This is a genomic window from Komagataeibacter melomenusus (genome assembly GCF_013155395.1).
GTDB lineage: Bacteria > Pseudomonadota > Alphaproteobacteria > Acetobacterales > Acetobacteraceae > Komagataeibacter > Komagataeibacter melomenusus.
Genome location: NZ_JABJWC010000029.1, coordinates 1 through 11,999, shown reverse-complemented (window position 1 = coordinate 11,999; position 11,999 = coordinate 1). Strand labels below are relative to the sequence as shown.

The following is an 11,999-nucleotide window of genomic DNA, read 5'->3' as shown; positions in this document are numbered from 1 at the left end:
ATAGATGAACCGACGTGCAACATGCCGACCGGATCAGTTACCGCTCTGTTCCAGGTCAACATTCAGGCCAAGGGACTTCAGTTCCTTGATCAGCACGTTGAAGCTTTCCGGAATACCGGCCTCGAAATCATCCTGCTCGCGCACGATGGCCTCATAGACCTTGGTACGACCGGACACGTCATCCGATTTGACCGTCAGCATTTCCTGCAGCGTGTAGGCCGCGCCGTAGGCTTCGAGCGCCCACACTTCCATCTCACCAAAGCGCTGCCCACCGAACTGCGCCTTACCGCCCAGCGGCTGCTGGGTCACCAGCGAATACGGGCCGATGGAGCGGGCATGGATCTTGTCATCAACAAGATGATGCAGCTTGAGCATGTAGATGTAGCCAACCGTGGTCTTGCGCTCGAACGGCTCGCCCGTGCGTCCGTCGATCAGTTGCGACTGGCCGGACTTGTCCACGCCCGCGCGGGTCAGCATCGCCTCGATATCGGGAATGGACGCGCCATCGAACACCGGGGTCGCGATCGGCACGCCCTTGCGCAGGTTGCCGCACAGCTCGAGCAGCTGGGCATCGGTCATGTCGCCGATCTGCTCGTCATAAACCGCGTCGCCATAGACCGACTTCAGTTCATCAAGCAGTTCCTGCCGCTTCTCGCCCGTGCGCTGGTAGTCATTGGCCAGCTGGCCGATCTGGCGGCCGATATTGGCGCAGGCCCAGCCCAGATGCGTCTCGAGGATCTGCCCCACATTCATGCGCGAGGGCACGCCGAGCGGGTTGAGCACGATGTCAACCGACGTGCCATCCTCGAGGAACGGCATGTCTTCCACCGGCACGACGCGCGAGACGACACCCTTGTTGCCGTGGCGGCCGGCCATCTTGTCACCCGGCTGCAGCTTGCGCTTCACCGCGACAAAGACCTTGACCATCTTCATCACGCCCGGCGGCAGTTCATCGCCGCGCTGCAGCTTCTCGACCTTGTTGTCGAAGCGGGCCTGGATCTTGGCCACTGCCGCGTCAAACTCGCGGCGCAGGGTTTCAAGCTCCGCCATGACCTCATCGGACACGACGGTGATGTTACGCCACGCGCCACGCGGATGCTCGGACAGGACCTCATCCGTGATCTCGGTGCCCGAGCGGATGCCCTTGAAGCCGGCCCCCGCCGTCTGGCCGATCAGGTGCTCGCGCAGACGGTTGTAGAAGGAACGCTCCTGGATGGCGCGCTCGTCATCACGGTCCTTGGCGAGGCGCTCGATCTCGGCGCGCTCGATGGCCATCGCGCGCTCGTCCTTGTCCACGCCACGGCGGGAGAAGACGCGCACATCCACGATGGTGCCGGTCGTGCCGGGCGGCAGCTTGAGCGAGGTGTCACGAACGTCGGACGCCTTTTCGCCAAAGATGGCGCGCAGCAGCTTTTCTTCCGGCGTCATCGGGCTTTCGCCCTTGGGCGTGACCTTGCCGATCAGGATATCGCCGGGGTTCACTTCCGCGCCGACATAGACGATGCCCGCCTCGTCGAGGTTGCGCAGGGCTTCCTCGCCGACATTGGGAATATCGCGCGTGATTTCTTCCTGGCCCAGCTTGGTGTCACGGGCCATGACCTCGAATTCCTCGATATGGATCGAGGTAAACACGTCATCACGCGCGATCCGCTCGGAAATCAGGATCGAATCTTCAAAGTTGTAACCGTTCCAGGGCATGAACGCGACCAGCACGTTCCGGCCCAGCGCCAGTTCACCCAGTTCGGTGGAGGGACCATCGGCAATGATCTCGCCCGGGCGCACTTCATCGCCCACGCGCACCAGCGGACGCTGGTTGATGCAGGTGGACTGGTTGGAGCGCATGTATTTGCGCAGCCGGTAGATATCAACGCCCTGCGTGGCGCCGCCCTCATCGGTGGCGCGCACCACGATGCGCGCGCCGTCGATCTGGTCGACCACGCCATGGCGGCGGGCCACGATGGCGGCACCGGAATCGTGCGCCACGGCCGCTTCCATGCCCGTGCCGACCAGCGGCGCATCCGAGCGCACCAGCGGCACGGCCTGGCGCTGCATGTTCGAACCCATCAGGGCGCGGTTGGCGTCATCGTTCTCAAGGAACGGAATGAGTGCCGCGGCTACCGAGACAAGCTGCTTGGGCGAGACGTCGCAGGCGGTCACTTCGGTCGGAGGCACCTGGCGGAAGTCGCCGCCACGACGCACGGACACCAGATCATCGGTCAGGTGGCCCTGCGCGTCCTGCTTTGCGTCCGCCTGGGCGACGATCAGCTTCTCTTCTTCCATGGCGGAAAGATATTTCCAGCCATCCTGAAGCACGCCGTCCTCGACCATGCGGTACGGGGTCTCGATAAAGCCGTACTTGTTCACCTTGGCATAGGTGGCCAGCGAGTTGATCAGGCCGATATTCGGGCCTTCCGGCGTCTCGATCGGGCAGATGCGGCCATAATGCGTCGGGTGCACGTCACGGACTTCGAAGCCTGCGCGCTCACGGGTCAGGCCACCCGGGCCAAGCGCCGAGAGGCGGCGCTTGTGCGTCACTTCCGACAGCGGGTTGGTCTGGTCCATGAACTGGCTGAGCTGCGAGGAACCGAAGAACTCGCGCACGGCGGCCGCAGCGGGCTTGGCGTTGATCAGGTCATGCGGCATGACCGTATCGATATCGACCGAGCCCATGCGCTCGCGGATGGCGCGCTCCATGCGCAGCAGGCCAACGCGGTACTGGTTTTCCATCAGTTCGCCCACGGAGCGGACACGACGGTTGCCAAGGTTGTCGATATCGTCGATCGCGCCGCGACCGTCCTTGAGTTCGCACATGATCTTGACGGTGCGCAGGATGTCTTCCTTGCGCAGCACGCGCACCGTGTCGGGCACGTCCACGCCAAGGCGCATGTTCATCTTCACGCGACCCACGGCGGACAGGTCATAGCGGTCGGGATCGAAGAACAGGCCGGAGAACATCGCTTCCGCCGTCTCGGGCGTGGGCGGCTCGCCGGGGCGCATGACACGGTAGATGTCGGTCAGCGCTTCCTCGCGGGAGGCATTCTTGTCCACGGCCAGCGTGTTGCGGATCCACGGGCCATTGGCCGCGTCCACCGCCAGGGTGGTCAGCGTGGTCAGGCCCTCGTTTTCCAGTTCCTCAAGCTTCTGCTCGGTCAGTTCGTCGCCCGCTTCGGCATAGATCTCGCCGGTGTGCTCGTTGACGATGTCGCTGGCAATGAAGCGACCGATCAGCCCTGCAGGGCCAACCAGCACTTCCTTGGTGGTCTCGGCGATCTTGCGGACCATGCGCGCGGTCAGCTTGGCGTCGGCCGGGGCCACTTCCTCGCCGGTCTGGGCATCGATCAGCGGCTCAAGCAGCTTCTGGCCACGGAAGGCCTCGGCATCGAAGCGGCGCGCCCAGCCCTTCTCGGTCTTGGTAAACTCCACCTTGCCGTAGAAGTAGGACAGGATCTCATCAGGGTCCATGCCCTGGATTTCCATCGACTCCACATCCCCGCCCTCGGCGGCCTTGGCGGCGCGGGCGGCCTCGGAGGCGGCGCCTTCCAGCGCGTACAGCAGCGTCGTGACCGGCAGCTTGCGCTTGCGGTCGATGCGGACGTAGATCAGGTCCTTGCTGTCGAACTCGAAATCGAGCCACGAGCCACGATAGGGAATGACGCGCGCGGCAAACAGGAACTTGCCCGAGGAGTGGGTCTTGCCCTTGTCGTGGTCAAAGAACACGCCAGGGCTGCGGTGCATCTGGCTGACGATGACGCGCTCGGTGCCATTGATGATGAACGTGCCGTTATCGGTCATGAGCGGCATGTCGCCCATATAGACCGGCTGCTCCTTGATATCGCGGATCGAGCGCGACCCGGTATCCTCATCCACGTCCCATACGATCAGGCGCAGGATCACCTTCAGCGGGGCGGCAAAGGTCAGCCCGCGCTGGATGCATTCCTCAACGTCGTATTTCGGCTCCTCGAGTTCGTAGCTGACGAACTCAAGACGCCCGCGCCCCGCGAAGTCATTGATCGGAAAGACGGAACGGAACACTTCCTGCAGGCCCGTCGGCGTCCGGCTGTCGGGCGCCACATTCATCTGAAGGAACGTCTCGTAGCTTGCCCGCTGCACGTCGATCAGATTGGGCATCGGAGCCACTTCGGGTATGTGCCCGAAGCTCTTGCGGATGCGTTTGCGTCCCGTGAACGATTTCGTAATCGCGTTCATCGCCTATCCAGCCCCCATCCACACAGGCCCGCACGGTCGTGACATGGTCATGTCACGCGGACTGCGCGGCCCTTGAAAATCCTTGGCAGATCGACCGGACCTGCGCCCGACCAACCTTTCACTACCGCCAAAGGCACCCGAAGCCTCGCGGCCAGGGTGCCTGTAACGCCCAAGGGGGCGGAAACCAGACGGTTTCCACCCTCACCTGAACAATCAGCCTGAGTGCGTCATAAACGACGCATCCCGATTGGCCAACTTATTTGATTTCGACCGAAGCGCCGTTGTCTTCAAGGGTCTTCTTGATCTTCTCGGCTTCATCCTTGCTGGCGCCTTCCTTGATGGTCTTGGGCGCGCCCTCGACCAGGTCCTTGGCTTCCTTCAGGCCCAGACCCGTGATCGCACGGATTTCCTTGATCACGTTGATCTTCTTGTCGCCGGCCTTGGCCAGGACCACGTCAAATTCGGTCTTCTCTTCTGCCGGAGCAGCGCCACCGCCCTGCGGAGCAACGGCAACAGCGGCCGGAGCAGCGGCGGAAACGCCCCACTTGTCTTCCAGCAGCTTGGACAGCTCAGCCGCTTCCAGAACGGTCAGGGCGGACAGGTCTTCAACAATCTTGTTCAGATCGGCCATGATATTGGTCTTCCTAATTTATACACTGGTTGGCACGACACAATCCCGTTTTTTAGGGAAAATGCCGTTTTGTTGATAGCCCGGCGGGCCGGGCCATGGGGTCTCAGGCGGCTTCGCCCGTCTTGGCATAGGCACCAAAAACCCGTGCAAGCTGTCCGGCCGGCGCCTGCAGCACGCCTGCGATCCGCGTAGCGGGGGTGGAGATGAGCCCCACCAGCTGCGCGCGCAGAACGTCAAGCGACGGCAGTTCGGCCAGAGCCTTGATGCTTTCGACGCTGAGCGTCTGGGCACCAAGCGATCCGCCGAGCAGAACAAGCTTGTCATTGGTTTTGGCGAACTCGACGAGCACCTTCGCCACGGCTACCGGTTCATCCGCCCACGACAGCGCGGTCGGCCCCTTGAGCAGCGGCTTGATGCCTTCGAACTGGGTCCCTGCCAGGGCGAGAGAGGCCAGCCGGTTCTTCGCGACCTTGTGTGTCGCTCCAGCCGCACGCACGCGCCGCCGAAGGTCCGTCACATCAGCCACGCTCAGCCCGTCATTACGGGTGACAATGACCATGGACGTTTCAGCGAACACGGCTGCGAGGGAGGCAACAAACTCCCGCTTCTCCGTACGGTCCAAATCCCGTCTCCATCATCACCTGCCAGCCTGGGCCAGCAGGTAGGGTTTACCCTGGGGATGCGCCGACAGGCCGGTGCATCCCGGTTCGCCTGTCCTTTTAACGGAACAACCAGTGTGGGCTTTCGCCCCGATCCGGTAATCCCCGTCTCCCGGCTGCGACCCTTTTGGGGCCATCAAGGCTTGCGCCACATCCGGTCATGGACAGGTTCGGAAACTGGCGGCCAGGCCGCCAGCCCCTGTCCCCTCCCCCTTAGCAGGAAAGGGTCATTCCTTGGTTAATCAGCCCGCCGTGAAAGCGGCGACATCAACCGTAACACCCGGCCCCATGGTGGAGGACAGGGCGATCTTCTTCACATACGTGCCCTTGGCACCCGTGGGGCGGGCCTTCTGCACGGCATCCACGAACGCGCGGATGTTCTCGGCCAGCTTGGCTTCGTCAAACGATGCCTTGCCAACGCCTGCATGCACGATACCGGCCTTTTCGGCGCGGTACTCGACCTGGCCGGATTTGGCGGCGGAGACCGCGCCCTTCACGTCCATGGTCACGGTGCCCAGCTTGGGGTTGGGCATCAGGCCACGCGGGCCGAGGATCTTGCCCAGGCGCCCCACCAGCGCCATCATGTCCGGCGTGGCAATGCAGCGGTCGAACTCGATCTCGCCAGCCTGCACCTTCTCGGCCAGGTCTTCCGCGCCGACCACGTCGGCACCGGCGGCCTTCGCTTCCTCGGCCTTGGGGCCGCGGGCGAACACGCCAACGCGCAGGGTCTTGCCCGTGCCGTTGGGCAGGGACAGCAGGCCACGGACCATCTGGTCGGCATGACGCGGGTCGATGCCCAGGTTCATGGAGATCTCGACCGTCTCGTCGAACTTCGCCTTGGCGTTGTTCTTGATCAGGCTGATCGCCTCATCGAGGCCATACTGCTTGGTGGGATCGACTGCGGCGCGGGCTGCGGTCAGACGCTTGTTCTTTGCCATTGGTATCAGCCCTCCACCACGTCGAGGCCCATGGAGCGGGCAGAACCTGCCAGCATGCGCACGGCGCCGTCGATGTCGTTGGCGTTCATGTCTTTCTGCTTCGTCTCGGCAATCTCGCGCAGCTGCGCGATGGTCACCTTACCAACGCTCGCGGCCTTGCCTACGGTCGAGCTGCCCTTGGAGATCTTGGCAGCCTTCATCAGGAAGTAGGTGTTCGGCGGGGTCTTGGTGATGAAGCTGAACGTACGGTCGGCATAGGCGGTGATGACGACGGGAATCGGCATACCGGGCTCGAGGCCCTGCGTCTTGGCGTTGAACTCCTTGCAGAACTGCATGATGTTCAGGCCGCGCTGACCCAGTGCCGGACCAACCGGCGGTGACGGATTCGCCTTGCCGGCGGGGATTTGCAGCTTGATGTAGCCAACGATTTTTTTGGCCATATCCGGGGCTCCTGACTGTTTCACCCGGACCGCGGTTCTGGTGGCCGCCCGCTACCCCGCATGGGCAGGGAGGGCGACCTCCCGCGTTCCGATAAGAGGCGCGCACCTACCGCTGTTTTGGGGTGCCTGTCAAGTCTTTGTCATGGAATCCGCTGCCGGACAGATCAAGGGACTCGGGGCTGTTATCGACATTCACGCCATTGACCGCCTTTGGCATGCGCAGATGGCTGTACTGCATCACGTCAAACGGGCGGATCTGTTTGTTGTTGGGCAGTTCGGCCGTGGTCCAGCCACCACCGAGCGAGCGGATGAGTTCCACCTGCGCCTGCATGTAGCGGGTCTCGACCTGCACCTCGGCAATGCGGGCCTGCAGGGCGGCGACCTGCGCCACCACCACGTCGAGGTAATTGGTCAGGCCGCCGGTATAGAGCTGCATGGTCATGTTCTGCGTGCGCATGGAGGCCTGCACGGCCTCGGCCTGCTGGCCAGCCTCGATATTGAGGTCATGCGTCATGCTCAGCCCGTCCTCCACGTCCTTGAAGGCATCAAGCACGGTGGCGCGGTACTGGTCTTCCGACTGGCGGTACTGCGACCAGTTGCGCTGCAGTTCCGCCCGGCGCAGGCCGCCCTGGAACAGCGGCAGCACCGCCTGGGCGGCATAGTTGTACATGCCGTTGGCGATCTTATCGAGCGTGAAGCCGTTATCCATGAAACCGGCCATCGCGCTGAAGGTCACGTGCGGGTAGAACGCCGCGCGCGAGATGCCGATGGCCCGGTTGGCCGCCGCCATGTGCCGCTCGGCGCTGGCGATGTCAGGCCGCCGCTCCAGCAGGGTGGAGGGCAGGCCCACGGGTATTTTCACCTTGGGGAAGCTGATCTGCGCACGCGGCGTGATATGGAAACTCGCGGGCGCCACGTTGCACAGGATGGCAATGGCGTGCTCCATCACCGCGCGATGGGCCTGCAGGTCGGTATCGGCCGCCTGGGTGGAGGCAAGCTGGGTCTCGGCACGCGCAACGTCAATACCCGCCGCAATCGCGCCCGCCTGCCGCATCTTCGTGATCTGCACGGCGGTCTGGTAATAGCGGATCGAGTCGAGATAGACGGCGTGCTGCGCGTCCATGCCGCGCAACTGCATGTAATCATTGGCCAGTTCGGACTGGATGCTCAGCCGGGCCACCGCAAAATCCGCTGCTGCCGCCTGCGCCATGCGCTGCTGCACCCGCCTGCGGTTACGGATGGACGACCAGAAATCCGGCTCCCACCGTGCCGTGGCGCTGTACTGCTCGGATGACATGTAGATCGGCCCCGTCGAACCCGCGCCACGCCACAGCCTGTGCGACGACGCCTGGTTGTTCGAGGCGCCGGTACTACCCGATATCTGCGGATACAGGTTGGACTGCGCCTCGGCCGCGATGTCACGCGCCTGGGTGAAGGTTTCCGCATCGGCCTGCAGGTTGGGGTTCATGCGGCTGGCGCGGTCCTCGAGGTCATCGAGGGTGGAGTCGTTGAACACGCTCCACCAGTCCCCGCGCGGCGCGCCATCCTGCGGCGTGCCATACTGCATCAGGCTGTCGCCCTTCCAGTTATCGGGCAGGAGGTAGTGCTGGTGGCGATATTTGGGCGCCAGGTCCACGCACCCGGCCAGGCTGCCTGCAAGGGCGGCGCAGCCTGCCAGGGAAAGCATGCGACACGAAAGCATGCGGCGGGACGGGATATGGCGTGACCGGCTGCGCGGCGCTGCACTCATTGACGCACTCCCGCGTCACTTGCACTGCTGTCTCCTGCTGGCATGGCCCGCACGTCATCTCCCTTGCCCACGGCGGGCGACGCCATGGCGCCTGCATCGTTATAGCCGGGCGTCGATCCGACCAGATAGACCTTCTGGCCTTCCAGCAGCCCTGCCGAGGGGTTGTTCACAATCCGGTCCTGCGGGCCGATTCCCGCCAGGATCTGCACTTTGGTACCCAGGTTCGTCCCCACCGTTACATTATGCAGGCGGATGCGGTCGTCCTTGTCCACGATCGCCACCTGCATGCCCTGCGCACGGAACACGAGCGCGCCTTCAGGCACTATCAGGATATCGGGGTCACCGGGTGCGACAAAGTGTACATTGGCGTAAGAATCGGGCCACAGTTCGCGCTTGTCGTTATCGACCACCAGTTCAGTGGTCACGGTGCGGGTGCCCGCGTTGAATGCCTTGGCGGTGGCGAGGAACTTGGCCTTGAACACCCGGCCCGGATATTGCGGCACCGACACGTCACCCTCCAGCTTGGGGCTGATGATGTCGGCATAATCCTGCGGCACGGACACGAACACGCGCATGCGGTGCACATCGGCCACGCTGAACAGTTCGGTCGCCGTCCCGCGTGAGGAGACATCGCCGCCGCCTGCGTTCACGTAGTCGCCCACGTCGGCCAGGCGGGTGGTGACCACGCCATCAAAGGGGGCGACAAGCTGCTTGAAGCCGATCAGCGCCGCATAGCGCGAGACCTCGTGGCGGGCGGCCTCGACCTCGGCCTGCCGGGCCTCGGCATCGGCGGCCTGCACGTCCACCTCCTGCTGCGAGACCGCCTGCGTGCCCTGCAGCGCACGCCAGCGCCTGGCCGTGATCTGCGCCAGGCGGTAACGCGCCATCGCCACGTCGAAATTGGCCTTTGAGGCCGCGTACTGCGCATCAAGGCCCGGCGTGTCGATGGTGGCCAGGATCTCGCCCGCCTTCACCTTGGCGCCGATATCCTTGTACCACATCTGCACATAGCCCGAGACCTGCGCGTAGATCGGCGCCTGGTACCATGCCGAGATGTTGCCCGGCAGGTCGAGCGTGCGGGTGGCGGGGCTTTTTTCAGCCGTGATGACCTGCACGCGCGGGATGGCGGCATCCTGCGCCGCATCCTTCAGGTTCGAAACATGGATACGCCGCTCGAGAATGCCCCCGGCAACGATGGCAGCCACCACAACCCCGCCAAGGGTCACGTACAGCCGCCCACGCCTGGACATGCGCGGCGTCTGGTTTTCCCCTGAGGCGGTCATGCGTGCTCTCCTTCGCCTGCGGCGGCTTTCTTGGACTTTCTGGAATGGATCAGCGCAAAAACGCACGGCACGAACAGCAGCGTGGCGCAGGTGGCCACCAGCAGGCCACCCATCACCGCGCGCCCGAGCGGTGCATTCTGTGAATTGCTCAGCGACATGGGCAGCATGCCGATGATCATGGCCGAAGCCGTCATCAGCACCGGGCGGATACGCTCGTAACCCGCCTCGATCGCGGCCTTCACCGCATCGCCATGCAGGTCCATCCGCTCACGCGCGAATGACACGACAAGGATGGAGTTGGCCGTGGCCGTGCCCATGCACATGATCGCCCCCGTCAGCGCCGGAACCGACAGCGCCGTGTGCGTGAGAAACAGCGCCCATGCAATGCCGCCAAGGGCGCCCGGCAGGGCTGTGATGATGATGAACGGGTCCAGCCAGGACTGGAAGTTGACCACGATGATCAGGTACACCAGCAGGATCGACATCGCGAGGCCGCCGATCAGCTGGGTATAGGCCCCGTTCATGGTCGAGGCCTGGCCATAGATGGTCAGGCTCGAGCCCCGTGGCAGTTCCTTGCGGGCTTCATCCACCACGCGCCCGACCTCACGCGAGACCGCGCCAAGGTCCAGCCCCTCGTTCGAGGCATAGATGTTGAACACGGGCATGATGTTGTAGTGCGACACCTCGCCCGGCGTGCCGGTCTGCACGATCTCGCTCAGGCCGCCAAGGATCTGGGGCGGCTTGTCGGACGGGTTGCCGTCACCCTTGTCGATGGGAATGGTCTCGAGGTCGTTCATGGTCTGCAGGAACTGCAGCGGCGTCTGGATATCGACCAGATGCGACACCCCGGTCTTGGGGTCGAGCCAGTAGGTCGGCGCCACCTGCCCGCTGCCCGACAGCACGGCAAGCGCGTTATTGGCCACGTCCGCTTCCGTAAGCCCGGTGCCCAGCGCGTAGGTGCGGCGCGCATTGACGCGCAGCGTGGGCGTGTTGAGCGGTTCCTGCACCGACACGTCGGCAATGCCGGTCACGTGGCGCAGTTTCTCGGCCAGTTTCTCGGCAAAGTCGAAATTGTCATACAGGTTGCGCCCCGATACCTGCACGTCGAGCGGCGCGGGCAGCCCGAAATTCAGGATCTTGGCGGTCAGGTCGGCGGGCATGAAGGTAATGTCGGTGCCAGGGAATTTCTCGGCCAGCCCCTTGCGCAGGATGCCGCGGAACTTCGCCACCGGCGCTTCCTCGTCCTTCAGCGTCACGGTCAGGTCGCAGTCCTGCGCGCCGACGGTGGGCGTGGGAATGAACGCCTGGTTGAGCGGGCTGAACGGCAGGCCGCAGTTATTGACAATGCCCTCGACCTGGCCGGGCAGCAGGCGCTCGATCTCGCCATTGACCAGCATGGCGATCTTGCCCGCTTCCGCGATCTTGGTGCCCATGGGCGCGCGCATGTGAATGGCCAGCGCGTTGGAATTGATCTCGGGGAAGAAGTCCTGCCCGGCAAACAGCAGCAGCCCCAGCGAGGCGAACGCCGCAAGGCCGAAGATCGGCACGAAACGCCCGCGGATGAGCAGCAGGTGCTCGAGCAGCGCCTTGTAGCTGTTGCGGAAGGTGACGAAACGCCGCTCGAAGCCCTGCTGGAAGCGCCCGAAGATGTTGGTCGGCTCATGATGGCCGCCCTCCGCCTTTGCCTTGGCGTGCGCCGCAACCTGGGCTGCAAGCATGTATTTGGCCATGGTCGGCACCAGCGTGCGCGACAGGATGAACGATGCGATCATGGCGAAGATGATGGCTTCCGCCATGGGCATGAACAGCCAGCCCGCAACGCCCGTAAGCTGGAACAGCGGCATCCACACGATACAGATGCACAATGTCGAGACGAAGGTGGGAATGACGATCTGGTTGGCGGCATCGATGATGGCCGTTTCCAGGTCCTTCTCCATTTCCAGATGCGCGTCGATGTTCTCGATCATCACCGTCGCATCATCGACCAGAATGCCCACGGCCAGCGCGAGACCGCCAACCAGATCGTCATTCCCACCTTCGTCTCGACATTGTGCATCTGTATCGTGTGGATGCCGCTGTTCCAGCTTACGGG

At 63.7% G+C, this 11,999-nt stretch carries 7 protein-coding genes and 1 pseudogene; all 8 read right to left on the bottom strand.

The features are described from left to right. Positions 1 to 33: 33 nt before the first annotated feature. Positions 34 to 4,206, bottom strand: a complete 4,173-nt coding sequence (gene rpoB / locus HNW77_RS11420) for a DNA-directed RNA polymerase subunit beta (protein WP_172157773.1) — start codon at positions 4,204 to 4,206, stop codon at positions 34 to 36. A gap of 256 nt (positions 4,207 to 4,462) precedes the next feature. Then, positions 4,463 to 4,837 carry a 50S ribosomal protein L7/L12 gene (gene rplL / locus HNW77_RS11415; protein ID WP_172157771.1) on the bottom strand — a complete coding sequence of 125 codons (375 nt, stop codon included), beginning with the start codon at positions 4,835 to 4,837 and terminating at the stop codon, positions 4,463 to 4,465. Between the two features lie 103 nt (positions 4,838 to 4,940). Next, the gene (gene rplJ, locus HNW77_RS11410) at positions 4,941 to 5,459 is read right to left on the bottom strand and encodes a 50S ribosomal protein L10 (RefSeq protein WP_172157770.1); all 519 of its coding nucleotides are present in this window, start codon (positions 5,457 to 5,459) and stop codon (positions 4,941 to 4,943) included. Between the two features lie 279 nt (positions 5,460 to 5,738). After that, the gene (rplA, locus tag HNW77_RS11405; protein ID WP_172157769.1) at positions 5,739 to 6,434 is read right to left on the bottom strand and encodes a 50S ribosomal protein L1; all 696 of its coding nucleotides are present in this window, start codon (positions 6,432 to 6,434) and stop codon (positions 5,739 to 5,741) included. Positions 6,435 to 6,439: 5 nt separating this feature from the next. Next, positions 6,440 to 6,874: a 50S ribosomal protein L11 gene (rplK, locus tag HNW77_RS11400; RefSeq protein ID WP_010513094.1), complete on the bottom strand. Its 435-nt coding sequence runs from the start codon at positions 6,872 to 6,874 to the stop codon at positions 6,440 to 6,442. Between the two features lie 106 nt (positions 6,875 to 6,980). Further along, positions 6,981 to 8,624: an efflux transporter outer membrane subunit gene (locus HNW77_RS11395; protein WP_172157768.1), complete on the bottom strand. Its 1,644-nt coding sequence runs from the start codon at positions 8,622 to 8,624 to the stop codon at positions 6,981 to 6,983. Continuing rightward, a complete protein-coding gene (locus HNW77_RS11390) occupies positions 8,621 to 9,907 on the bottom strand; it encodes an efflux RND transporter periplasmic adaptor subunit (protein ID WP_172157767.1) in 1,287 nt (428 codons plus the stop codon). The genes HNW77_RS11395 and HNW77_RS11390 overlap by 4 nt, the downstream gene beginning before the upstream one ends. Then, positions 9,904 to 11,925 (bottom strand): annotated as a pseudogene (locus tag HNW77_RS11385) (efflux RND transporter permease subunit); the annotation flags it as partial. The pseudogene HNW77_RS11385 and the gene HNW77_RS11390, both read right to left, overlap by 4 nt. Between the last annotated feature and the right edge of the window lie 74 nt (positions 11,926 to 11,999).

Bases quoted from the DNA above. Each gene is read 5' to 3' on its own strand.
- rpoB (WP_172157773.1), bottom strand. From the start codon at position 4,206: ATGAACGCGATTACGAAATCGTTCACGGGACGCAAACGCATCCGCAAG.
- rplL (WP_172157771.1), bottom strand. From the start codon at position 4,837: ATGGCCGATCTGAACAAGATTGTTGAAGACCTGTCCGCCCTGACCGTT.
- rplA (WP_172157769.1), bottom strand. From the start codon at position 6,434: ATGGCAAAGAACAAGCGTCTGACCGCAGCCCGCGCCGCAGTCGATCCC.
- rplK (WP_010513094.1), bottom strand. From the start codon at position 6,874: ATGGCCAAAAAAATCGTTGGCTACATCAAGCTGCAAATCCCCGCCGGC.
- HNW77_RS11395 (WP_172157768.1), bottom strand. From the start codon at position 8,624: ATGAGTGCAGCGCCGCGCAGCCGGTCACGCCATATCCCGTCCCGCCGC.
- HNW77_RS11390 (WP_172157767.1), bottom strand. From the start codon at position 9,907: ATGACCGCCTCAGGGGAAAACCAGACGCCGCGCATGTCCAGGCGTGGG.